Below are 23,520 nucleotides of genomic sequence, written 5' to 3'. Positions count from 1 at the left end.
TTATCTAAAACTCGAGACCACCAATCTATCAAAAAAACTGAAAGGTACTAACTTTTAAGTATCATGTATTTCGATATAAAGTCAACTTATCGCGGCTAACTAAGCATTTGAAACATCAATTTCAAATCAGACCGCTTTAAAAAGTTGAGAAAGATCATGCAAGGCCTAAAACGTAGAATTATCCATACTGCACTCTTTGAATCCATTGCAGTTGTACTCTTTATCATGATTGCTGCCCTATTTTTTCATGAGGACAAGGCGCACCTTGGGGCGCTCGCAATCCTATTGTCCCTGATTGCCATGGGCTGGAATCTGTTGTTTAACAAACTCTTTGAACGCTGGGAAGCGCGCCAAAAGAGCCAAATCCGTACGCTCAAACGGCGTATTCTCCATGCCTTTGGTTTTGAGGCCGGTTTAATGACCGTTTCTCTGCCGCTGCTGGCTTGGACTTTAAATATTGGCTTGTGGGAAGCGCTGATCACGGATATTGCATTTATGCTGTTTTATCTGGTGTATGGTCTCGTCTTTAACTGGGGCTTTGACCGTATCTTTGGTTTGCCCAAGTTGAAAATCGTCAAACGGACCAAGACGCGAACCGCATAGTCATCACAAAAGACCGTTAAGTGATCAATGATCTTAACGGTCTTATCTATACCCACATACCTACCAATCACGCTTCGGTTTTGACCCCACCTTGTAATCCGCGTACAATTTCGTTCCAGAGCCAAATCGCTGAAAATACTCACCATGCCCCACCGTATAGAACCCGTCACTCTCGAAGTCGAAACGCCAGTCCGTTACAAGACCTGGCTACACACCACCCGTGACTATCATCTGATCGGTGTCATTGCTTTTAGCGCACCTGAAACACGCCTCACCGCAGAATGGGATGATCTCGAATACATTCGCCGACGTGCCGATGAATTCTCGATTATTGGCTTTCCTGAGTTCCTTGCAGGCATGGTCATTGATCTGCGTGATTTGCCTTTCTTGCTTGATGCCGAAGCACCGATCTTCCCATGGCGGATGATGGAAGAAGACTGTCCGATTCGAGTATTGGTCAGCAGTGATCATCGCGCGCATTACTCTTCAGTGTTTGAGCCTGCATGGCTTGGATGGGATTTGGATGCGTGTATATCAGATATTCGCACGCTACTGGATAGCAAAATTCAGTAAGTCGCTGACTTCATCGAAACTCCTCACCCCTTTCATATTCACTTCATAAGTAACCCATATCAAGCTTCCACACTGCACACTCTTATTTATATGTGGGAGTGTGCAACATGGCTCGATTCTTAACCTCGAAGTTCGTGGTCATCGGGTTTCTGGTTTTACTCTTTATGATCGGACTGACGATGCTCTCCAGTCTGGTCAGAGAGCGTCAGCAGTACAATGAAGACGTCATCCAAGGCATTGGTAAGGATTACGTCAATCCACAAACCATCCTAGCACCCTATATCGTGGTTCCAACGACCCTACAGGTTGTCTGTAAAGAAGACATCGCAAAAAAATGTCTGGTTGATTACAACATTCTCCTGACCCCGCAAGACTCCGCATGGAGTCACCAACTACAAGTCAGTAATACCAATTTCAAACGTGGCATTTATAAAGCAATTACCTATGTCGACAATCTCTCTGTCAAAGGCAAGTTTTCACTGCCGGAGCAATTAATTACTCCTGAACAAAATCAAACCATTCATTGGGATAAAGCCAAACTCCGTTTGAGTATTTCAGATCTACGCGGCCTCACCAATCAACCCATCCTGACCCTCGGTGGACAAAAATTCACTTTTGACTTCCCTACTGGCGATAGCAGTAATCCCTTGGGCATGACCTATACTGAGGTACCTATTGTCCTTAGTGCACAAAACCCACATTTTGATTTTAGTCTGGATTTCAGCCTAAATGGCATGAGCAGCTTGGCAGTCATTCCGGTCGGCAAAGACATGTCCATGTCCATGGATGCAAACTGGGCCCACCCCAGCTTCTACGGCGCGTCACTGCCACAAAAGAAAATTCAATCCAACCAATTTAGCGCATCTTGGCAAAATACCTATATCAGCAATCAGAATGCCGAGCATCTAAATGCCTGCCTGAATGCAAATGAGGCCCCGGCCTGTGATGCATTGAAAAATGCAGAAAGTAGCGCATTCTCGGTCAAATTGATCGAAGCCGTGGACAATTACACGCTTTCTGATCGTTCGATTAAATACGCGATGCTGTTCCTACTGATCACTTTCGGAACCTTCTTCTTGTTCGAAGTCCTGAAAAAACTGCCGATCCATCCGATGCAATACACACTGGTTGCTGCTGCACTTGGCGTGTTTTATCTGTTACTGCTGTCTTTTAGCGAGCATGTCGGTTTTGCACTGGCTTATTTGGGGTCCAGTATCGCCTGTGTATTTTTGATTAGTTACTACGTCTATTACGTCCTCAAGGGAATCGGACGCACCCTACTCCTCACAGGCATCCTGTCCCTGATGTACAGCTCAATGTATCTCATCCTCCAAACGGAAGAAATGACCATGATCTTAGGTGCTTTATTGGTATTTGGCCTGATCGCTGCCACGATGTTCCTGACCCGTCATATCGATTGGTACGACATCAATGCATCAAACAGTGCCTCAAAAATCAAACCGCCATCATCGGCAAGTCTCGAAAACTAAACGTGTGATGACAATGTGGGCGGAGGCACTTCTACACACGCAGAGATGCCTCAGTCTGATCCATCGCAATTTTTACACAACAGATCATCACCGTGAGGATCACCTGATGAACACAACTCTTTTTTCCACGACGAACCATTTACCTCAACCAGATTCCATATGTGGTCAGTTTGACTCAGTTCCTGATCCGATCAAGAAAACCGATATCCTGCAGTATTATCGTGAGACCAAACAGGGCTTTTTAAATTTGGGCAGTATGTTGATCGGTCAACATGATCGAAAGCTCTATATCTTCTCAACATCAGGGGCATTAAATGATATCGTTATTTTAGAAGCCTAATTCTTTAAGCATCATCATAAAAAAACCACCCCATATGGAGTGGTTTTTACGATTTGAAGACACTGCCAGAATTACTTAGCTTGTTTAGCCTTCACTTGATCCAGCAGAATATTTGCGGACTCAGTGATGAAGGCTTCCTCTTCAGGAAGTGGTGGGCGCTTGCCTTCTGAAATCTTGGCACGCGCTTCAGCTTGCGCATCTAGCGAGATTTGATAGGTCTGCCAATTAGGATAAGGAACTAAACCGGTCTTACTCCGGCGCTCGTTCTCAGCCGCAAGCGTCTGCACCTCAATGGCATCCACTTCTTTACGACGGGCATCCAGATCTAAAGACAATACTTTTTGATCTTTATGCGCTTTACTGATCTCTTTGATTTTAGACAAATAGACGTATTGCGGATCAGCCTCTTGACGCGCCTTAGAGGCAACCGTCAACTGTGGAACCAGCGGCTTCAAGTTGTCCTCTGGAATAAACGGTGCGGTCGGAATCGTATCCCACTTGAGTGGATTCTTGGCTTTACGCTCACCCAAATCTTCATCGTAGATACTGACAAAAGGAATGTCAGGGACTACACCTTTATTCTGCGTACTGCCACCAGATACTCGATAGAACTTGCGCTGGGTTAAGGTTGCTAAACCGTACGCCAAGTTATCGAGTTGAACCTGTGCGGTTCCTTTACCCGTTGTGGTACTACCCACAACCAGACCTCGGTCATAATCTTGAATCGCCGCAGCAAAAATCTCACTGGCCGATGCAGAAGCAAGGTTGACCAATACAATCATCGGGCCTTTATACAGCTCAGCACCGCCATCATCATCACGGTAGGCGGTAATGGCGCCATTACGATCACGTATCTGTACTACAGGACCTTGCTTAATAAATAGCCCGATCATATTAGCAACTTCTTCTAAGGAGCCGCCTGGATCACCGCGCAGATCAACCACAAGGCCATCGACTTTCTTACTGTTTAAGTCGATCAGGGCTTTTTGTGTATCTTCACTGACGCTACGATAGTTTTTGCCATCACGGCGTGCTTTATAGTTCAAATAGAACGAAGGAATGTCGAGCACGCCCATTTTATAGGTCTTGCCATCACGCTGGACATTCACGACACGATCTTGCACACCAGAGTCTTCTTCTTGAATCACATCACGGGTTAAGGTGATGGTGCGCGCGGCAGCATCTTTCGCCTGTAGTTTTAGCAAGACTTTGGTACCGCGCTTACCGCGAATCAGCCCTACAATTTCACTGCTCGGCCAGCCGACCACATCCACCATCGGTTGTCCATCTTGTGCGACACCCACAATACGATCACCCGGTTTAACCAAACCAGACTTACTGGCGGGACCACCATCCACCAAGGTTTCTACACGGGTATAGTCATCATTGCCGCGCTCTGGACGAATCGACACACCGATCCCTTCGAGTTGCAGGGTTGTCTGGCGATTCATTTCCATCGCTTCAACAGGGGCAAAATAAAGGCTATGCGGATCGTAGGTTGCTAAAGCAGCATTGAGCAATCCCTCAAGCACGCGGTCACTTTTAATACGATCAATTTGCTGCAGTTTACGTTTAAAGCGCTTCTTTAACGTATCAACAGGATTGAGCTCACTTGGCGGGCTCAAGTCTTGACCTGCGGCCAATTTAGGATCGGCTTTCAACGCGGCTTGCTTGGCGGTTTCTTCTTCTTGCGAAATCGTCAGCGAGATTAGCTCAGACACCAGCTGTTGCTGCCAGTAAGCGCGCTGTTCTTTAGTGCTGTTGAAGTACGGTGCTTTCTCACGATCAATATTCAGACTATCAGTGCGCTTTAAGTTTTGCGGCTGATCCAATTGATCTAGCGAATACTGATAATAATCCTTCAAACGCTCCGTGAAGCGCTTCTGAATGGCAAAGGCGGGGGTTAAATCCCCCTTCTTCATGGATGCACCTAGGGTTGTCGCATATTTTTTGCGAAACTCATCAATGTCCGATGCAAGAAATAAGGCATGGTCGCCATCAAGATTATCCAGATACATTTCCAGCACACGCTGAGAAACACTGGCATCTAAAGGCATATTGAGATAATGCTGGGTATCCATATACATCGCCATCTGGCGTGTAACGATACTTTGTTCACGTGTCGGTGCCAGCGGTGCACCTGTAGTCGCCGTAACCGAACTTTTATCAACTGCGGAGGCTGTTGCCTCGCCATACACTTGAGAAAAGAATAATCCAGCGCTCGCTACAGCAATTGCACCGACTATAGTCTGCAATTTGGTGGTAAATCGTGCCTTAACCTGTGCCCCAGAACCTTGTGTTACTTGTGCTTGTGCTTTTGACGCTACGTCTTGCTCTGTTTTCTTTGGTTTCATATCTATCTACAAAGTCCTTGATCGTTAAAACAAACGGCTTTTGACTGGGTTCATATTCGAACGGCTCATCAATTACCACATCAATCATTAAAAATGCAATTCTGCCACGAACTTATCCCTGTTGAATGTAGCAGACCTGTAGGAAAATCGGGTATTGTCGTATCTCTTTCCCTATAATAATTGTTTTAATCGTTATGTATATGGTTTTTGGAGATACAACGCCATGATCGGCTCACTGATGTTAGATATTGCGGGGCTGACGCTCACACAGGATGATCAACAATTACTCAAGGAACCGCAAGTCGGTGGTCTGATCTTATTTGGTCGCAACGTGGCAAGCCCACAGCAAGTTCGCGACTTAACCGATAGCATCCGTGCCGTCCGCCCCGATATCCTGATCGCCGTCGATCAAGAAGGCGGCCGAGTACAACGTTTGCGTGATGGTTTCACCCGTTTGCCGGCTATGGGCATGCTGGGTCAACTCTATGACATTGATCCCGATGAAGCACTCAGCGCTGCGGCAACTGCGGGTTGGCTGATGGCAAGTGAAGTACTGGCGGTCGGGATTGATTTTAGTTTTGCGCCCGTGCTGGATGTGAATGGCATCAGTCACGTTATTGGTGATCGCGGTTTTCATGCGCATAAAGATATCGTCATTCAACTATCGCGCGCGTTTATGCAAGGCATGCACCGTGCAGGCATGGCCACGACAGGGAAACACTTCCCCGGTCATGGCTCAGTCGAAGCCGACTCGCATGTGGCCGCTCCTGTCGATCACCGCACACTGGATGAAATTCGCGCACAAGACATGACCGTGTTTTTTGAGGTCGCCGATCAACTGGATGCCCTCATGCCCGCACATGTGATCTACCCGCAAGTCGATCCCAATCCTGCAGGTTTCTCTAAGCATTGGCTGCAAGATATTGTCCGTGGTGAAATGGGTTTTGATGGCGTGCTGTTTTCTGACGATCTGACTATGCAAGCGGCTTGTGTGGCGGGCGGTGCAGGCGCGCGTATCCTTGCCGCACTCCATGCAGGCTGTGACATGGGACTGGTGTGTAATGACCGCGCAGCTGCTCTGGATGCGCTGCATGCGGTGGTAGATGCGCCCATGCCAAACCAAGCAAGACTCGCCAAAATGCGAGGTAAACTCGGTACATTAAACCTGATCGATGGATCAATTGCCTTGGGCGATGAATGGGAAATCGCAAACATGCAAGCACGCGCCATTCGCGAGCGTTTTGCAACCTAAAAAACCTTTATACTCACTCACCCATGATTTGTATGTTTGTGCAGTGCACAAAATGAAGACTTAAGCCAAGGACGGTAAAAAAAACGTGTCAAAACAATCCATACCTCAGAAGCCTCCTGTGGCAGAATCCCCACATCGTCATATTTCTTTTACAGCGCACTACACGGGTTATATCTGGTTTCAAGAGGGTATCTCACACCCCGTACTGGCCAGCAGTAAAGGTCGCTTCCTCGCCAAGATGGTCAGCCCACTGGAATCATGGGCAGAGCTCATCATCGGTGACAGCATGCGCTCGACCCTGCGCCAACGACATCAGTTGATTGATCGTCAACTGGATCGATTTCTGGCAGCGCACCCAGATGCACAGGTACTAGAAATTGCGACCGGACTTTCACCACGCGGTTGGCGCTATCGCCAGAAACATCCCAATCTGGTCTATGTCGAAGCCGATTTACCGGATATGGCCGCAGCCAAACGCAGCGCTTTAATGCAGATAGAGAACCCACAGCCCCGCATAGAAGCCGTCGATTTATTTGGTGAGGGATTTCAGCAGCTTCTGAGCACATTTGATGAGAGCAAGCCCTTGGTCATTATTAGCGAAGGGCTGGTCAATTATTTTACCAAAGACATGCTACACGATTTATGGACACAACTCTCAACAGGACTGCGTCGCTTTAAAGTCGGCATTTATCTGACCGATATCTATCCCGAACCAATTACCCGCCGCTTAGGAAGACTGATTTGGCAAAGCAGTAAACTGCTAAGGATCATGTCAAGGAGTGCATTTGCCTTTCACTTCATCTCGCCTGTAGAAATCATCGATGCGATGAAGCAGGCTGGATTTTCTGACATCAAAGTTTTTCAACCTGCCTTTGAAAATAGCAACTCTGTAGGAAACTCGGATGCTGAAAACCAAAAAACCAAGCACCTTGGGGACTTGGTTTGGGTGATTGAAGCAAAAGCGTAAATAACTGATGAGAAAATAGCTTAGTCGCGTATGACCGCGCGACTGGTTAACATCGCTGACAAACGATCTGAGGTTTCAAAGTTACCATGCTTAAGTAACGCGCGCACTTGCGTACCTACTTGCTCAAAGATCAGACATTCGATAGAAAGCCTTTCAGTGGAGACATTGCCTTCGCTATCCACAGACGGCAAATGGATCGATAAGTCACGTGGCTCAGCGAGTATCGCAGCGGCATTCGCTTCACTGCCCGCTTCAAGCAATAAACCAAAATACGTAAGATCCACGACGTTGACTGTCATATTAAAATCAACTTTGGTTCGGTGTGTCATCTGACATGTCGAATCAACCAGTTTAACCCGCTCTTCACCGCGACGATCCATTTGTTGGAGCTCTTCACGACTCATCGGCATGATGCCGTCGAGCTGATCAATGGGTTCTCCACGTAAGAATGTGGTAAAGAGTTCCAGAGTTTCACGTCTTTTTTGCAATTGCGGCACATGATCGGCATTTTTGATCAGGGCAAATTGCATATGTGGGCAGCTTAATGCGAACTTGGCATTTTCGTGCGGTAAGGTAAAGCTATCATATTGACCCGTGGCCACCAAGGTTTGACAGCTTGGACTCGGTACATGTTTGATACGAAGCAAGCGATTAGCATTAATCTCGTAGCGCAGCCGTTCATTCAGGCCAAAGTTAGACATTTGCTGAAAAAACAGCTTCCGTGCAGTCGGAGACATGCGGGTTTCTTTCATTCGGGCATGATTGACCAAAAACAAAACCATGGCTTGACCAAACTCTACCATGCGATTTTCATGTAATAAATCACATGCTTCCTGAATCAGCATCCGCCAGCTTTTGCGGGTTTGCTGCATCACGCCCATCAGCACCAAACGCGACATTTTGTCTGGATGTGCAGCAGCAAAGTTTGCCGCAATGACCGAACCTAGCGACATGCCCATCATGGAGACTTTATTTAAATGAACGGAATTGGTCCAATCTCCTAAAATTTGAGCAAGATCACCAATGTCTAAATCCAATGAGCGCTCACCCGTGACCAAATTATGAACCTGATCATTACTGCCGAGAGAGGGTAAATCCACAAGAATGACAGAACCTGTCTCAAGTAATGGCTCGACACAGTATTTATAAGAATTAAAATTTTGAAATGCGCCACCTAAAATCACGACAGGCGGTAAATGACGGGTAGCTTCATTTGCAAATGCAAGAAATTCAACCTTCCAGCCATTGATCCAATGTACACGGGGACTTTCTTTGAGAGCGCCTCGATTGTATTCTGTATAAAATGGAAAAGTATCAATGTGTTGCACAACTTTATCCATAAAACTTTGCTTTCCAGCTAAATTATTTGGCCTATCCTTCAAACGAACACTGGTCATAGCATTCATCATTATGCTCTCCATTATTTTCCATTAAAGGACAATCCATTTGTCCTAGGATCCTTTATCTCGAAAACAATAGCATATTTATAACGGATTGAATATGCCGACTAAGGACACTTCGTCGTCTCAAACGCCAACTCAATCTGCTCGCTGAACCATGTGATCTTAAGGAAACTTCTGATTTAACGGATATTTCAATATACAAAGTAAAACAAACGTTTTTTTACCCGAAAATTGTTATAATTAAAAGTCAATTTTTCCAAATTTGTCTCGGGTGTTTGTCATGAATCAGGCCGTTCACCAAGCCACTACCCAAAGCATCGAACAGATGATGACGACGCTTGGCCAGCAAGCCCGCGCGGCATCACGCATTCTTGCTGGCGCAACAACGCAAAGCAAAAATGCTGCGCTGCAAGCCATCTCTCAAGAATTACAAAATCAACAAGCCGATATCCTCGCAGCCAATGCGATTGATATGCAAAATGGTCGTGCAAATAACCTTGATGCGGCTTTGCTTGATCGTCTGGAACTGACTCCCGCACGCTTTAAAGGCATGCTCGATGGTCTGCACGATGTCATTGCCTTGGTTGACCCGATTGGTGCGATCACGGATCTGACCTATCGCCCTTCTGGTATTCAACTAGGAAAAATGCGCGTTCCACTGGGTGTGGTTGGCATGATCTATGAGTCACGCCCTAATGTGACCTTAGAAGCAGCATCGCTGGCGCTAAAATCAGGCAATGCCATCATCCTGCGCGGTGGTTCAGAGGCTTTTAATTCAAATCAAGCGATTGCCAAGAGCATTCAGGCCGGACTCAAGATTGCAAACTTGCCGGAGTCTAGCGTGCAGGTGATCAATACCGCTGACCGTGCCGCTGTCGGTTTACTGATCACCATGAGTGATTATGTCGATGTGATCATTCCACGTGGTGGCAAGGGCTTGATCGAACGTGTCAGCCGTGAAGCACGCGTGCCAGTGATCAAGCATTTAGATGGCAACTGCCATGTGTTTGTTGAGCGCCAAGCGGACTTGGTCAAAGCCTTACCGATTTGTCTGAACTCCAAAACCCACCGCTATGGCGTATGTAATGCGATGGAAACCTTATTGGTTGACGCACCTGTTGCGGCTGAATTCTTGCCACAAATTGCGGCACTGTATCGTGAAAAAGGTGTGGAATTGCGCGGTGATGAAACTACGCGTAGCATCTTGAGTGATGCACTTCCAGCGACTGAGCAAGATTGGTATGAAGAATATCTTGCACCGATTCTTGCCATTAAAGTGGTTGATGGCTTAGATGAAGCCATTGCTCATATTAATAAGTATGGTTCACACCATACCGATGTCATCCTGACTGAGAACTATGGCAAAGCCCGTCGTTTCTTGAATGAAGTTGACTCAAGCTCGGTGATGATCAATGCATCCAGCCGTTTTGCTGATGGCTTTGAGTATGGTTTGGGTGCCGAGATTGGTATTTCAACCGATAAGATCCATGCCCGCGGACCTGTAGGTCTTGAAGGTCTGACGTCGCAGAAATGGATTGTACTTGGGGATGGTCAGATTCGGGTGTAAAACTTTATATCAGCCTCAAAATAAAAGGATGCCTCTAGGAGAACGCATCCTTTTTTTTGCATAAAACCGTGCCCTGCGAAGACATTATTGTATTAAATAAAGCAATATGAAATTATCTAAAAGATATCTCTTGTGGAAAAAATAGAATAATGTAGTTTGAAGGACATCGTTGCACCCAGGGATAATAATGAAAAACTATAATTTGACTCAATTGCTCTGTAGCAGCGGGCTGTGTTTCTTGATCGGTGCGGGTATCAGTTGGTTCATCGTCTCCGCCCCTCCTCCCACGCCAGAAACTGCCATTGAAACCACAGCGATGGACTCCCCAAAACAACAAACTCCAGAAAACAAGTTTCATAAATCTGAGCAAGTCACGATCACCCATGATGGAGCCCCAACACCCACCCCAGCAAAAATAATAGATCCCACAGCCCAACAAGATGTATTTTTGCGCTTTGAGCGTGCGAATTCAAAAGAAGAACGCGAACAAATCAAGATCCTGCTCCTCAGTCATCCCTCACCCGAAGTACAAGCCTTTGCATTACGCCTGACCAAGAGCAGCAGTCCAGAGCAGCGTGCAGATGGCTATGCGTTATTACAATCCTACGGATTCAGTGACCCAGATGTCCGCACGCAACTTCAACAAGCCCTAAACATGGAGCGTGATCCGCAGGTTTTACGCGCAGTGATCCAAACACTACATTACGACCCAGCCCTGACCAATGAGAGCCAAGGCATCGTATCTCGATTGGGTCAGTTAATCCAAAATCCTGACCCTGCGATAAGGAGTAGTAGCCTCGTGCAGCTCAGCCAATGGCAAAAAGGCGCGGAACTAGAAACAGCTGTATATCCCGCATTAAATGATGCCAGTGTCGACGTGCGACAAGCCGCGATCTCGACGCTGTTAAGCAGTGACATCCGCTCAGATCGCATTAAAAACAGCCTAATGCAAATCGTTAATAATAACCATGAGACTCCGACAACTCGAGATATTGCACTCAATGCACTCGGGGACTACACACTGAGTCCACAAGAGATCAATACTGTAATGCAAGCAAAAACCGCTATCGGGCATCCTCATGAAAGCAGACGAACGGTAGACTAAGACAGGTTGACTCTGGATAAAAAACACACGCATACTTGACCTGCTGGTCAAACAGCATTAGAAAAATGAAATATTAGAAATACTTTCTTTAAAAATAATTTTAAAACAAGGCGATAGTTATGATTTTCTCGTACACCAAGCTATTTAATCTCAGTGTCATCATTCCTATTTTATCCCTAGTATCTAATGTCTCTGCGGCAGACAATTTACCAAACCGTCCAGATTTTCGCTTGCCTTTTGCCTGCGGAAGTGTGATTGAAATCAAAACCTATGTGGGTCATAACCCTGATGACAAAAAGATGGATATGTATCGTCAGGGCATGCCCACTGGCAGCCCGATTCTTGCAGCGGCTGATGGCTATGTTCATCAAGAGTTCTATCCAGGCGGCATTGAAATCCGCCATGGCAACGGCTGGTTTACTACCTATATGCACATGAGCTCTCACGTTCCTGTAGGCACAACCGTGAAACGCGGTCAGCAGATTGGAATTATGGGCAATGTGGGCTCGCCCAATTACCACTTACATCATGAGCAACTCTACGCCCCCGGTTTAACAGATGCCGATAATCAACATATTGTGAACCCGCTGATCCAAGGTGAAGGACCGATCTATCTCAATCCGAATAACCCCTTGACAAGAACCAGTACCAATTGCAGTGGCGGAACCACACCTCCAACGACCAACAAATACTGGGTAGATACCTTTGCGAATGCTTCGGGCTACAACACGCCCGGGGGTAGCGTCACAGGTACATTGAATGCGGGAACCAATTATGTCTATTGCAAAGTGTGGGGACCACAAGTCGGCTCAGGCACAAGCTTTAATCACTGGTGGTTAAAGACAGATCTGGATGTAGGACCTGCCAATCAATGGGTCTCAGCATATTATCTCGCGCGCTGGGGCAATGATGAAGCCAAAGATAATAATGGGGTGGTGATTCCGAACTGTCCATAATCCACCTATATTGTCCTTCACATTCTGATTCTCAAAAAGAATCAGAATGTTGTGATATATGAATCATCGTCATAAACACCCTCAACTTCGCAAGTCAATATACCAGTCAACGTTAATCTCACTAAAACAGATCACCAAGCCTGCATAACAATTATTGAATCGCACTGATGCAGCATGATACTCCCCCGTGAAAATCCTTCCAAAATTCACTATACTACCCACCAATTTTGAAACTTTGCATGGATTGCCATGAGCACCGCCACGAACACCACCAAAAGCCAAGCCATTTCTAATCTCACTTTTCAAGAACTTATTCTTGCCCTGCAGAATTATTGGGCAAATCAGGGCTGTGTGGTCCTCCAGCCTTATGATTTAGAAATGGGTGCTGGTACTTTCCACACCGCAACCTTCTTGCGCGCGCTTGGTCCCGAAACGTGGAATGCGGCTTACGTACAACCCTCACGTCGTCCAAAAGATGGCCGCTATGGCGAAAACCCAAATCGCCTGCAACATTACTATCAGTTCCAAGTTGTGTTGAAACCCAATCCAGCCAACATTCAACAGCTCTATCTCGACTCGTTGAAAGCGATTGGTATCGATACGCTGACTCATGATATCCGCTTCGTTGAAGACAACTGGGAATCGCCTACACTGGGTGCTTGGGGTCTGGGTTGGGAAGTCTGGCTGAACGGTATGGAAGTCACACAGTTCACTTACTTCCAGCAAGTCGGGGGTTTGGAGTGCTACCCAGTTACGGGGGAAATCACTTACGGTCTTGAGCGTCTTGCCATGTATCTGCAAGGCGTAGACTCGGTCTACGATCTCGTCTGGACACGTGGTCAATTCGGTACTGTGACCTATGGCGACGTCTTTCATCAAAACGAAGTTGAGCAATCAACCTATAACTTTGAACACGCCAATGTCGAAAAACTCTTTGAACTCTTTGATTTTTATGAGAGTGAATCGAATCGTTTGATGGCTGTTGAATTACCACTACCCGCTTATGAGATGGTCATCAAAGCATCGCATACCTTTAACTTGCTTGATGCGCGTGGTGCAATCTCTGTGACAGAACGTCAGCGCTATATCCTGCGTGTACGTGGTCTTGCCCGTGCGATCGCACAAAGCTATGTCAACTCGCGCGCAAAGCTTGGCTTCCCAATGGCAGAGCCAGCACTACGCGATGAAGTCTTGGCAAAACTCGCAGCGGAAAAAGCCTCCGAGCAAGCACAAATTGATAAAGCAGCAGCAAAAGCGGAGAAGTCGAAATGAGTCTGCACACTGTACTCTTTGAATTAGGCTGTGAAGAACTCCCGCCAAAAAGCTTAAAAACACTGCGTGATGCCTTACTGAGTGAAGTCACAACACGACTGCAAAGTGCAGGTTTACCGTATGCCAAGATCAATGCCTACGCCGCGCCACGTCGCCTTGCGATTTTGATTGAAGGCATCGAAGGTCATCAACCCGATCGTGTTGAAGAGCGTCGCGGTCCATCGGTTGCTGGTGCGTTTAAGCCTGATGGCACGCCTACCCCTGCGGCTATTGGCTTTGCTAAGGGTGCTGGGATCGAAGTATCAGATCTCATTCGTATCCCTACCGATAAAGGCGAATGGCTGGTTCATCGCAAAACCGTAACAGGTCAATCACTTGACGATTTATTGCCTGCACTCTTGCAGGAGTCACTGAATGCATTGCCGATTGCCAAACGCATGCGCTCTGCGGCAAGTCGTACCGAATTCGTTCGCCCCGTACAGTGGGTCGTCCTGATGAAAGATGCGACGATCATTCCTGCCACCATCCAGGACTTTGCAAGTAGCAATCAAACTTATGGTCACCGCTTCCATGCACCTGCGGCAATCACGTTGTCATCTGCTGGAGACTATTTGGCAGCGCTGCGCAATGCCTATGTCGTTGCGGACTTTGATGAGCGTCAACAACTGATTGACACTCAAGTTAAAAAACTGGCCGATGAAGTCAATGCCGAGGCGCTCGTGCCTGCGGATTTGCGTGATGAAGTCACAGGTCTGGTCGAATGGCCTGTCGCCTTGCGTGCCACGTTTGAATCCCGCTTCCTGCATGTGCCACAAGAAGCCTTGATTTCTACCATGCAGGATAATCAGAAGTACTTCTGTCTGGTCGATAGCAACGGCAAGCTACAGCCTTACTTCATTACGGTATCAAACATTGAAAGTAAAGACCCAACGCAAATCACGCTGGGAAATGAAAAAGTGGTTCGCCCACGCCTGACCGATGCAGAGTTTTTCTTTAAACAAGACCAGAAGCAACCGCTTGCCGCCCGCCAAGAGAAGCTTGCAAATCGCATCTTCCAGGCACAGCTGGGCACGCTCTGGGATAAAACCGAACGCATTGCAACGCTGGCTGCGTATATCGCAGGTCAAATCGGTGGCAATGTTGAACACACGATCCAAGCGGCGAAGTTGTCGAAGTGCGACCTTGCCTCTGAAATGGTAGGTGAATTTCCTGAACTCCAAGGGATTGCAGGCAGCTACTATGCAGCACTCGAAGGCGCGCCTTCAGATGTATCGACGGCCATTCGTGAGCAATATTTACCGAAGTTTGCAGGCGACGTTTTACCGCAAACATTGACTGGCGTCAGCATTGCATTGGCTGATCGCTTGGATACCTTAGCAGGTATTTTTGGCATCAACCAACCGCCGACAGGCAACAAAGACCCGTTTGGTCTGCGCCGTGTCGCGATTGGGATCTTACGTATTCTGATTGAAAAGCGCCTGACCTTAAGCTTGACCGACCTTGTCGAACAAGCCGTCACAAACTATGCGACCCGAATCGAAAATCCATCCAAGACCATTCAAGATGCCAAAGCCTTCTTGGAAAGTCGCTATCGCTCGATGTATGAAGATCAAGGCATTGAAGTAGACGTGATTCAGGCGGTACAAGCCTTGAACCCCGTCTCACCACTCGATTTTGATCAGCGTATTCGTGCGGTACAGAATTTCCGCGCCTTGCCTGAAGCAACCGCATTGGCTGCAGCCAATAAGCGTGTAGCAAATATCTTGGCTAAAGAAACGGTAAGTTTGGGCGCAATTGATACAGCACTACTGGTTGAACCTGCTGAGAAGACGCTGTACGAGACCTTAGAGGCACTTGAACCTAAAGTGCACCCATTACTCGCCCAATCGGACTATACCCCTGCACTGTCACAATTGGCGGCTCTACGCACGCCGATTGATGCGTTCTTTGAAAGCGTGATGGTGAATGCCGATGATGCCGCACTGCGCCTAAATCGTTTGCGCTTACTAACGCGTTTAAGAGCATTGTTCTTGAGTGTGGCAGATGTCAGTTTATTGCAAGGTTGACGTACGTTATATCAAGCGGACAGATGCTTTCTGTCCGCTTTTTTTATGCCTGATTTTTTTGAATTAAAAAAAGGATTAATAATATTATTAAATAAGGAATATCTCATGTACTCAAAAAGAACCTATCTCGAAGAACCACTCATCATCACCTTTGATCAAGTGTTCAACTCAACAGAGTGTGAGCAGTTTATTGAAAGAAGTCATCAATTTGCTTATGAAGCAGCTCTGATTAATACTGGATACAAACAATCAGAACTTCGTCTAGATGTTCGCAATAATCAACGTGTGATTTACGATAGTTTTGAACTTGCCGATGAATTGTTTGAACGGCTAAGACCGCTTTTGCCAGCCTCATTAAATGGCTGGGATTTAGCAGGATTAAACGAACGATTTCGTTTTTATCTCTATGAAAATGGGCAAACCTTTAAACCTCATTACGACGCGTCATTTGAAAAAAATGATTGGTTGAGTAGTCAGCTATCGCTCTTAATATATCTCAATGATGAATTTGAGGGTGGCGAAACCATTTTCTATCGCGAGAGCGGCATGCTACGCCCCTGCAAAGAGACGCAGCTTGCTTTAATTAAACCAACTCAAGGACAAGTATTGATCTTTGAACATCAACAGCTCCACGAAGGTGCGCCAGTTCTAAGTGGGCGTAAATATGTGCTGAGGACTGATGTCATGTACAGCTATAAATGTGCTTAATCAGCCCTTTTAAGAGCTGGTAGAGAGTGAAACGGGTGATGTTGCAACCGGATGAGTTTCTACCTTATGCGGTTTCTCCTTTGAGGGATTCACTAAAAAATTAATCCCGAGCAAGAGCAAGGTTATGCCAAGGATTGGTCGGATTATGCGTTCAGGTAGACTGGAACTGAGCAAGGTTCCGGCAATAATAGCGGGGATCGCACCGATCAATAAGAAAGTCAAAATATGAAAATCAACATTGCCCGAGAACAAATGTCCCAGTCCTGCAACCAATGTCAGCAATACAGCATGCGCCACATCTGAACCAATGATCCGTATCATGGGTAAATTGGGAAATAGCAGCAGGAGCGCCATCACACCAAACGCCCCCGCTCCGACTGAGGACAAAGTAACGAGGACACCCAGAACCACACCCATGATCAAGACAGGGATATTGTTTTTGACGTCATAGGGATCACTAAAGTCATCACGTGCGATGCTTGCCTCTTGATTTCTCTTTAAGCGGATGCGCTGAAAAAAGTCCTCAATCTTGCTGCGAAAGACGATCGAAATACCTGTCAGCGTCAACATGAAGCCGAGCACTAAAGTCAGAATTTTCTTGTACTCATTGGCACTGCTAAAAAAATGATTGAGCGCCCATGTGGTCGCAAATGAGGCGGGAATACTACCCAGTGCCAACCAAAATACCACCGACCAAACGATATTCAGTTTTTTAGCATGAACTGCGGAACCACAGAATTTAGAAATGGATGCGTATAGAAGATCTGTCCCAATCGCAATTTGTGCAGGAACGCCGAGCACGCTAATCAAAATCGGCGTCATCAGAGATCCCCCACCAACCCCCGTTACCCCAACAGCAAACCCCACGACTATACCGGCTAAAATAAAATAAAGATCACTCATTGCCATCACTACGATTCAATAAAGAGTAATAACAGGTTAGCGTTTTTACATCATTTGAGAATGATCAAATTAAGCTTTATATATTGATAAATCATCTTAAATATTTTGTGACTTGCATTCTTAAAAATAAAAAAGTTGGCATGATCCCAATCATGCCAACTTAGTAAACATCGGTTCAGTTTTAGCTGAACGTTAACCTAAGCGTTTAACAAACACTTTGGAGTTACGCTGATAGTTATACATCGCTTGGCGTGCTTCAGGCATGTCATCGACTTCAGTCGGTTCAAAACCTTGTTCAATAAACCAAAGCGCTGTACGCGTGGTCAGCACATACAGATTTTTGATGCCTTTATTAAGCGCTTTTGCTTCCAGATAATCTAACAGCTCGGCACCACGACTCGATTTACGATAACTGGGGTGAATCGCCACACAGGCGATTTCAGCCGCAGGCGGCTCATTGGGCTGTGCTGGAATAGGATACAGTGCTGCGCAGCCCACGATCATGCCGTCACGCTCAATGACTGCAAACTGTGCAATCTCAGTCTCCAAACGCTCTCGTGAACGGCGGACCAAAATCCCTTCTTCTTCAAGCGGGCGCAACAACTCAATCAGACCCACGACATCATCAATATCAGCGGTACGAATTTCTTCATAAGGATCATTACTGACTAGAGTGCCAGAACCATCTCGCGTAAAGAGCTCTTGGAGCAGCGCGCCATCACGAGCATAGGAGATAATATGAACACGGCGCACGCCGCCACGGCAAGCCTCAGCCGAGCCATGCATATGACGCAGTATTTCACTATCCAGCTTCTTGCCACGCAGGAACTGATCCACCTCATTAGGGATCAACTCACGAAGCAAGCGATTGTCTTTACCTGAGATACCTTCATGTTCACCCAGAAAAATCAACTTATCGGCTTTAATGGTAATTGCAGTTTCTACGGCGACTTCTTCAGCCAATAGATTAAAAACCTCACCTGTGGTCGAATACCCTGTTGGGCCTAAAACGATGATATTGCGATTGGCCAAGCTTTTTTGCAGCGCTTCGGTATCCACTGAACGCACTTCGCCAGTCAATTGGAAATCCACACCGTCACGCACGCCATACGGTCTTGCCGTCACGAAGTTACCAGACACGGCATCAATACGCGCCCCATACATTGGGGAGTTCGCCAAGCCCATGGACAGCAATGCTTCGATCTCAAGACGAATAGAGCCCACCGCATCCAATACGCAGCGCAGTGCTTCTCGCGTGGTCACACGTAGATCATTGTGAAATGGGGTCTCTAGACCATATTCAATAAGGTTTTCATCAATCTGGGGACGTGCACCATGCACCAGAATCAACTGAATCCCAAGTGAGTGCAGCAGAGCAATGTCATGAATAATATTGCGGAAATTATCATGATTTACCGCCTCGCCACCAAACATCAGAACGAAGGTTTTCCCTCGGTGCGCGTTGATATACGGCGCAGAGTTACGGAACCAATGGACATAGTTGTCGGTCATGGTATCTGGGGAAAGAAAATCATCGGCCATGGGGAATCCTGCTGCAAAACACACGAATTAAATTGTGTTCGATTATATGAGAAAAGCGACGCGAAAAGGGGTGAATGTTAAGTTCGATTTTAAAGACGAACTGTTAAAATATGATGTTAGCAGGAAAAAGATCGCTTGCGCAGCATCTGACTTGCATTCTTTAAATAGAACCCTGCGCTTACCGCATTAAACACGCTATATTAGTCAATCCAATATTCAACCGCCCACACCCGATGCCTGTAAGCGATTCAACTGTTATTCATATTGAGATTCGTCATTTTTCCCAAGTGAATATGGAGGAAGAGTCACGTTTATTATCTTTGCTAACCACTCAAGACCAGATCGGTGTTGCGCGTCATGCAGATCGTCGGCAACGGCAATTGCTAGCACGGGTATGGCGTAGAGAAATACTGGCGCAGGCGCTCGGCATTCATCCTGAACAGCTTACCTTCGATCAAACCGTGAATGGCAAGCCTTATCTGAATGATCATGCGATCAGCTTTAATATTTCACATAGCCACGATGCCTTTGTGCTGGTGTGGTGCCGAGGTCATTTATCAGTTGGCGTTGATATTGAAGATAAAAATAGAGATTTTCCAGCTGAATCGCTCGCTAAGCGTTATTTTCATCCGACTGAATATGACGCTTGGAAAAACCCTGATTCATCACCTCCGAGCTCCCATAACCAATGGCTCACGACATGGACACGTAAAGAAGCGATTCTAAAAGCACACGGCATGGGGATTCGAATCGATCTCAATAGTTTTAATACGCAAAATGCAGATGAATTGATTGAGCATGCTTTATTAGGCGCATGGCAATATCGAAGTTTTAATTTGGATAAGCAGGTGGTGAGTGTGGCTTGGCAAGGCTTAGCTCAACTCGCCTCACCCAACACACAATAATATTTAATCAATTGAGTTAGATACCCGACCATCGGTTCAATATTAGCAATCGGGATATATTCATCAGGCTGATGCGCTTGTTCAATGCGACCCGGTCCAAGAATCACCGTATCCATACCTAATTGACGGAAATAAGGCGCTTCTGTACCAAAGGCCAAGGCTCCTGCTGTTTGCCCTGTCAAACCCTCGATATATTGTACAAAGGGAGAGTCCGCTGGTGTTTCGGCGGAAGGTGCGCCAGAGCTTGCTGGCTCGTACAGCAGTTCCACGCCAAACGTAGGCGCCACGTCAGCAATCAATTGCCGAATCTCCTCTCGGATCGTCTGCATCTTCATACCAGGTAAAGTACGAACATCAAACTGTAATTCACATAAACCACAAATGCGATTCGGATTGTCCCCGCCATGAATACAACCGAGATTCAACGTGGGGTGTGGCACGGCAAAGATGGGTTGTTGAAGCACTTTAAGGCCATCGCGATAACGCATCAAACGGGTCATGACTTCATGCATGGCATCCAATGCATTCCGCCCCAGACTAGGATCACTCGAATGCCCCGCCTGACCGGTAATTAAAATGCGTTCTAGCATGACGCCTTTATGCAACCGACCCGGTTTAAGATCAGTCGGCTCGCCAATCAAGGCAAAACGGCCTTGGCGACCTTCTTTTTTCTGCGCAGCTTGTACCAATGCCTTAGCACCTGCCATCGATGTTTCTTCATCACAGGTGGCTATGACGATCAAGGGCGCTTTAAACTTGGCATTCGGTAAGGCACGTAAGGCTTGTAGGATGAGGGCAAAAAATCCTTTCATATCGGCTGTACCTAGCCCATACAGGTTGCCATCACGCTCGGTCAGTGTAAACGGATCACTCTTCCATAATTCACCATCAAAGGGGACGGTATCCGTATGCCCAGCAAGCACAAGCCCCCCTGTCAGATCAGTTGCGCCATTGGCAAGTACTGCTATCAGATTCGCTTTGCCATCGGCAACCGGCATGATCTCACACTGAAAGCCATAATCAGTAAACCAAGTCGCAAGCAGCTCAATGACCGGAAGATTGGATTGATCCTGTTTGGCATTGGTACACGTCACGCTGGGGATCGCAACTAACTCTGCAATCATTTGACGCGTTTGACCATCCATTTTTAAATCCGCCATGTTATACCTGCCATTGTGATCGTCTTTGCATTTGAATCTTTACCATTCATCTATCTGATGAGCCTTTGTTTAACTGAACAAACTCATTGCAGACTTTCATTGAGCTTAACCTAGCACTCCGTGCCTTGAAAGACTAAAATAGTGCACGCTGCGAAATAACTTGCCGCATCTGAGTCTGTCAGTCCAAGAAGTCACTAGGAAGCAACGCCCATGCGCACCGTATTCTGTCGTAAATATCAACAAGAGCTAGAAGGCTTAGAGTTTGCACCCTTTCCTGGCGCTAAAGGCCAAGATATTTTTGACCATGTGTCTAAAAAAGCGTGGCAGGAGTGGATGGGGCATCAAACCCTATTGATCAACGAAAACCGCTTGAACGTGATGTTACCTGAATCTAAAGTGTTTTTAGATGAACAGCGTACGAAATTTCTCACCAATCAGGATTATGAACGTCCTGTTGGCTGGAAACCAGCATAGCCTCTCATTTTACGTATCAAAACGTACAGCCTTATTTCTCGATGATATAAAAAAAGCCACTCCAGTAAAACAGAGTGACTTTTTCATGATCAGTGATCTCCTCTAAGCAATGAGATCGCCTTCTCGGGATGATTTATTTACTGAAAACTTGCTTCTCAACTTCATCAAAGCTGACATGGCGAATATCCGCGCCCTTCACCATATAGATCACTTGTTCAGCCAAATTACGCGCATGGTCACCAATACGCTCTAGCGAACGCAGAACCCATAGTACGTTGATCATGCGGCTGATATGACGTGGATCTTCCATCATATAAGTCATCAGCGCGCGGGTAGCGGTTTGATATTCACGATCCACTTCGGCATCGGCTTGCAAAACTTGAAATGCCTTTTCAACATCCAAGCGTGCAAAAGCATCCAACGCTTCGCGGATCATCAGGCGGACTTGATTCCCAATATGACGTGTTTCGGTATAGCCACGTGGTGACTCACCCTCCTCACTCGCAGTCTTCGCCAAACGTGCAATCTTCGTCGCTTCATCGCCAATCCGCTCAAGATCGGTATTGGCTTTACTGATAGCAATCACCATACGTAGGTCACTTGCCGCAGGTTGACGCAATGCCAAGATTTGCAATAAATCAGAGTCAATACGGGTTTCCATCGCATTTACTTGTGCATCATTCTCTTGAACACTGGTTGCCAGTGCAGCATCAGTATCCAGTAGTGCATGGATTGCATTCGCAACTTGCGACTCGACCAGTCCACCCATTGCTAAAAACTGAGCATGAACTTTGCCCAAGTCTTCATTGAACTGTTGGGAAATATGATGTCCAAAATCTTCCTTAGTCGCGACCATGACACGGTTCTCCTCATGATATTCGGTATTATTTTAAGTTTAAAAATCGCACCGAAGTTCAGTATTATCATCTTGTACTTCAGGCGATTTTTCCCATTATCACATCAAACTTAGCCGTAACGACCTGTAATATAGTCTTCGGTTTGTTTTTGATGCGGGTTGGTGAACAAGGTGTTGGTATCGGTATGTTCAATCACCTTACCCAAATACATAAACGCGGTGTAATCAGAGACACGCGCCGCTTGCTGCATATTATGGGTCACGATGATGATCGTGAATTTCTCTTTCAGCTCATGAATCAGCTCTTCAACTTTGAGTGTTGAAATTGGATCCAGTGCAGAACATGGCTCATCCAGCAGCAAAACTTCAGGCTCAATGGCAATCGAACGTGCAATCACCAGACGCTGCTGCTGACCACCGGATAGACCTAAGGCTGAATCATGCAAACGATCTTTGACTTCATCCCAAAGCGCTGCACCCTTCAAAGAAGTTTCAACGACTTCATCCAGAATGCTTTTCTTATTCACACCTTGCAGACGTAAACCGTAGCACACGTTTTCATAGATCGATTTTGGAAATGGATTAGCCTTTTGGAAAACCATGCCCACACGACGACGTAAGCTCGTAATATCAACACTGCTATCAAAAATATCTTGGTTATCCAGCAGAATTTGACCATCAATACGGCAACCTTCAATCAGGTCATTCATGCGGTTAAACGTACGCAACAATGTGGACTTCCCGCAGCCTGATGGACCAATAAACGCAGTTACACGTTTGCTCGGAATGACCATGTTGACGTCATAAAGTGCTTGCTTCTTACCATAGAACAAATTGAGATTTTTAGTCACGACTTCAATTTCTTCTGGCGCATAAGTACTCAATGCACGATTTTTCTCGTTACCACTGACATTGGTACGAATCGTTGTTGGGGTGCTTTCCGCTCCAGATTCAGGAGGCTGTATATTCGTTGTCATCTGAGACTGCCTATTCGTTGTGATCTCGTTCATCATAATACTACCTA

The 23,520-nt window shown here is 46.4% G+C and carries 21 protein-coding genes; 14 read left to right on the top strand and 7 right to left on the bottom strand.

Features of this window, described 5'->3' with window-relative positions:
• Positions 1–156 precede the first annotated feature (156 nt).
• The 4 genes from HYN46_RS02095 to HYN46_RS02080 all read left to right on the top strand — a co-directional run bounded on the left by HYN46_RS02095 (position 157) and on the right by HYN46_RS02080 (position 3,006).
• Positions 157–603: a PACE efflux transporter gene (locus tag HYN46_RS02095; protein WP_114897885.1), complete on the top strand. Its 447-nt coding sequence runs from the start codon at positions 157–159 to the stop codon at positions 601–603.
• A 144-nt stretch (positions 604–747) separates the two neighbouring features.
• The gene (locus HYN46_RS02090) at positions 748–1,176 is read left to right on the top strand and encodes a hypothetical protein (protein ID WP_114897884.1); all 429 of its coding nucleotides are present in this window, start codon (positions 748–750) and stop codon (positions 1,174–1,176) included.
• Between the two features lie 107 nt (positions 1,177–1,283).
• The gene (gene creD, locus HYN46_RS02085; RefSeq protein WP_114897883.1) at positions 1,284–2,666 is read left to right on the top strand and encodes a cell envelope integrity protein CreD; all 1,383 of its coding nucleotides are present in this window, start codon (positions 1,284–1,286) and stop codon (positions 2,664–2,666) included.
• 106 nt (positions 2,667–2,772) lie between these two features.
• Positions 2,773–3,006, top strand: a complete 234-nt coding sequence (locus HYN46_RS02080) for a hypothetical protein (protein WP_114897882.1) — start codon at positions 2,773–2,775, stop codon at positions 3,004–3,006.
• Between the two features lie 71 nt (positions 3,007–3,077).
• On the opposite strand, the gene HYN46_RS02075 is transcribed toward HYN46_RS02080, so the two are convergent.
• Positions 3,078–5,360 (bottom strand): carboxy terminal-processing peptidase, encoded by a 2,283-nt coding sequence (locus HYN46_RS02075; protein ID WP_114897881.1) that lies wholly within the window; start codon positions 5,358–5,360, stop codon positions 3,078–3,080.
• Positions 5,361–5,583: 223 nt separating this feature from the next.
• On the opposite strand from HYN46_RS02075, the gene nagZ reads away from it, so the two are divergent.
• Positions 5,584–6,612, top strand: coding sequence for a beta-N-acetylhexosaminidase (nagZ, locus tag HYN46_RS02070; RefSeq protein WP_114897880.1), 1,029 nt, complete (start codon positions 5,584–5,586; stop codon positions 6,610–6,612).
• Between the two features lie 85 nt (positions 6,613–6,697).
• A complete protein-coding gene (locus HYN46_RS02065; RefSeq protein ID WP_228254862.1) occupies positions 6,698–7,579 on the top strand; it encodes a class I SAM-dependent methyltransferase in 882 nt (293 codons plus the stop codon).
• Between the two features lie 20 nt (positions 7,580–7,599).
• On the opposite strand, the gene HYN46_RS02060 is transcribed toward HYN46_RS02065, so the two are convergent.
• A complete protein-coding gene (locus HYN46_RS02060) occupies positions 7,600–8,919 on the bottom strand; it encodes an alpha/beta fold hydrolase (RefSeq protein WP_114900528.1) in 1,320 nt (439 codons plus the stop codon).
• Positions 8,920–9,262: 343 nt separating this feature from the next.
• Here HYN46_RS02060 and HYN46_RS02055 point away from each other — a divergent pair, with 343 nt between their 5' ends.
• The 6 genes from HYN46_RS02055 to HYN46_RS02030 all read left to right on the top strand — a co-directional run bounded on the left by HYN46_RS02055 (position 9,263) and on the right by HYN46_RS02030 (position 16,656).
• Positions 9,263–10,549 (top strand): glutamate-5-semialdehyde dehydrogenase, encoded by a 1,287-nt coding sequence (locus tag HYN46_RS02055; protein ID WP_114897878.1) that lies wholly within the window; start codon positions 9,263–9,265, stop codon positions 10,547–10,549.
• Positions 10,550–10,736: 187 nt separating this feature from the next.
• Entirely contained in the window at positions 10,737–11,654 is a 918-nt protein-coding gene (locus tag HYN46_RS02050) for a HEAT repeat domain-containing protein (protein WP_114897877.1), read from the top strand.
• Positions 11,655–11,773: 119 nt separating this feature from the next.
• The gene (locus HYN46_RS02045; RefSeq protein WP_114897876.1) at positions 11,774–12,610 is read left to right on the top strand and encodes a M23 family metallopeptidase; all 837 of its coding nucleotides are present in this window, start codon (positions 11,774–11,776) and stop codon (positions 12,608–12,610) included.
• 249 nt (positions 12,611–12,859) lie between these two features.
• The gene (gene glyQ, locus HYN46_RS02040; RefSeq protein WP_114897875.1) at positions 12,860–13,882 is read left to right on the top strand and encodes a glycine--tRNA ligase subunit alpha; all 1,023 of its coding nucleotides are present in this window, start codon (positions 12,860–12,862) and stop codon (positions 13,880–13,882) included.
• Positions 13,879–15,948, top strand: coding sequence for a glycine--tRNA ligase subunit beta (gene glyS, locus HYN46_RS02035; protein WP_114897874.1), 2,070 nt, complete (start codon positions 13,879–13,881; stop codon positions 15,946–15,948). Before glyQ ends, glyS begins: the two co-directional genes overlap by 4 nt.
• A gap of 45 nt (positions 15,949–15,993) precedes the next feature.
• Complete coding sequence (locus tag HYN46_RS02030) at positions 15,994–16,656, top strand: prolyl hydroxylase family protein (protein ID WP_228254861.1); 663 nt, start codon at positions 15,994–15,996, stop codon at positions 16,654–16,656.
• A gap of 9 nt (positions 16,657–16,665) precedes the next feature.
• Here HYN46_RS02030 and HYN46_RS02025 read toward each other — a convergent pair whose 3' ends face one another.
• Complete coding sequence (locus tag HYN46_RS02025) at positions 16,666–17,559, bottom strand: sulfite exporter TauE/SafE family protein (RefSeq protein WP_228254860.1); 894 nt, start codon at positions 17,557–17,559, stop codon at positions 16,666–16,668.
• Positions 17,560–17,751: 192 nt separating this feature from the next.
• On the bottom strand, positions 17,752–19,101 hold the full coding sequence (gene argA, locus HYN46_RS02020) for an amino-acid N-acetyltransferase (RefSeq protein ID WP_114897872.1): 1,350 nt from the start codon (positions 19,099–19,101) through the stop codon (positions 17,752–17,754).
• A 233-nt stretch (positions 19,102–19,334) separates the two neighbouring features.
• On the opposite strand from argA, the gene HYN46_RS02015 reads away from it, so the two are divergent.
• A complete protein-coding gene (locus HYN46_RS02015) occupies positions 19,335–20,006 on the top strand; it encodes a 4'-phosphopantetheinyl transferase family protein (RefSeq protein ID WP_114897871.1) in 672 nt (223 codons plus the stop codon).
• Here HYN46_RS02015 and argE read toward each other — a convergent pair.
• Positions 19,979–21,166: an acetylornithine deacetylase gene (argE, locus tag HYN46_RS02010; protein ID WP_228254859.1), complete on the bottom strand. Its 1,188-nt coding sequence runs from the start codon at positions 21,164–21,166 to the stop codon at positions 19,979–19,981. The two genes, HYN46_RS02015 and argE, sit on opposite strands and share 28 nt — an antisense overlap.
• Before the next feature lie 210 nt (positions 21,167–21,376).
• Here argE and HYN46_RS02005 point away from each other — a divergent pair, with 210 nt between their 5' ends.
• On the top strand, positions 21,377–21,640 hold the full coding sequence (locus HYN46_RS02005) for an oxidative damage protection protein (RefSeq protein WP_114897870.1): 264 nt from the start codon (positions 21,377–21,379) through the stop codon (positions 21,638–21,640).
• Positions 21,641–21,773: 133 nt separating this feature from the next.
• Here HYN46_RS02005 and phoU read toward each other — a convergent pair whose 3' ends face one another.
• Positions 21,774–22,496 (bottom strand): phosphate signaling complex protein PhoU, encoded by a 723-nt coding sequence (gene phoU, locus HYN46_RS02000; protein WP_114897869.1) that lies wholly within the window; start codon positions 22,494–22,496, stop codon positions 21,774–21,776.
• Positions 22,497–22,606: 110 nt separating this feature from the next.
• Positions 22,607–23,509 carry a phosphate ABC transporter ATP-binding protein PstB gene (gene pstB, locus HYN46_RS01995; protein ID WP_407640766.1) on the bottom strand — a complete coding sequence of 301 codons (903 nt, stop codon included), beginning with the start codon at positions 23,507–23,509 and terminating at the stop codon, positions 22,607–22,609.
• Between the last annotated feature and the right edge of the window lie 11 nt (positions 23,510–23,520).

This window comes from Aquirhabdus parva (assembly GCF_003351745.1).
Taxonomy (GTDB): Bacteria; Pseudomonadota; Gammaproteobacteria; order Pseudomonadales; family Moraxellaceae; genus Aquirhabdus; species Aquirhabdus parva.
Note: the sequence above shows the minus strand (reverse complement) of the source record. Positions and strands in the feature narration are given on the sequence as shown.

Coding starts and splice junctions, on each gene's coding strand:
- HYN46_RS02095 (WP_114897885.1), top strand. CDS start 157: ATGCAAGGCCTAAAACGTAGAATTATCCATACTGCACTCTTTGAATCC.
- HYN46_RS02090 (WP_114897884.1), top strand. CDS start 748: ATGCCCCACCGTATAGAACCCGTCACTCTCGAAGTCGAAACGCCAGTC.
- creD (WP_114897883.1), top strand. CDS start 1,284: ATGGCTCGATTCTTAACCTCGAAGTTCGTGGTCATCGGGTTTCTGGTT.
- HYN46_RS02080 (WP_114897882.1), top strand. CDS start 2,773: ATGAACACAACTCTTTTTTCCACGACGAACCATTTACCTCAACCAGAT.
- HYN46_RS02075 (WP_114897881.1), bottom strand. CDS start 5,360: ATGAAACCAAAGAAAACAGAGCAAGACGTAGCGTCAAAAGCACAAGCA.
- nagZ (WP_114897880.1), top strand. CDS start 5,584: ATGATCGGCTCACTGATGTTAGATATTGCGGGGCTGACGCTCACACAG.
- HYN46_RS02060 (WP_114900528.1), bottom strand. CDS start 8,919: ATGGATAAAGTTGTGCAACACATTGATACTTTTCCATTTTATACAGAA.
- HYN46_RS02055 (WP_114897878.1), top strand. CDS start 9,263: ATGAATCAGGCCGTTCACCAAGCCACTACCCAAAGCATCGAACAGATG.
- HYN46_RS02050 (WP_114897877.1), top strand. CDS start 10,737: ATGAAAAACTATAATTTGACTCAATTGCTCTGTAGCAGCGGGCTGTGT.
- HYN46_RS02045 (WP_114897876.1), top strand. CDS start 11,774: ATGATTTTCTCGTACACCAAGCTATTTAATCTCAGTGTCATCATTCCT.
- glyQ (WP_114897875.1), top strand. CDS start 12,860: ATGAGCACCGCCACGAACACCACCAAAAGCCAAGCCATTTCTAATCTC.
- glyS (WP_114897874.1), top strand. CDS start 13,879: ATGAGTCTGCACACTGTACTCTTTGAATTAGGCTGTGAAGAACTCCCG.
- HYN46_RS02030 (WP_228254861.1), top strand. CDS start 15,994: ATGCCTGATTTTTTTGAATTAAAAAAAGGATTAATAATATTATTAAAT.
- HYN46_RS02025 (WP_228254860.1), bottom strand. CDS start 17,559: ATGAGTGATCTTTATTTTATTTTAGCCGGTATAGTCGTGGGGTTTGCT.
- argA (WP_114897872.1), bottom strand. CDS start 19,101: ATGGCCGATGATTTTCTTTCCCCAGATACCATGACCGACAACTATGTC.
- HYN46_RS02015 (WP_114897871.1), top strand. CDS start 19,335: ATGCCTGTAAGCGATTCAACTGTTATTCATATTGAGATTCGTCATTTT.
- argE (WP_228254859.1), bottom strand. CDS start 21,166: ATGGCGGATTTAAAAATGGATGGTCAAACGCGTCAAATGATTGCAGAG.
- HYN46_RS02005 (WP_114897870.1), top strand. CDS start 21,377: ATGCGCACCGTATTCTGTCGTAAATATCAACAAGAGCTAGAAGGCTTA.
- phoU (WP_114897869.1), bottom strand. CDS start 22,496: ATGGTCGCGACTAAGGAAGATTTTGGACATCATATTTCCCAACAGTTC.
- pstB (WP_407640766.1), bottom strand. CDS start 23,509: ATGATGAACGAGATCACAACGAATAGGCAGTCTCAGATGACAACGAAT.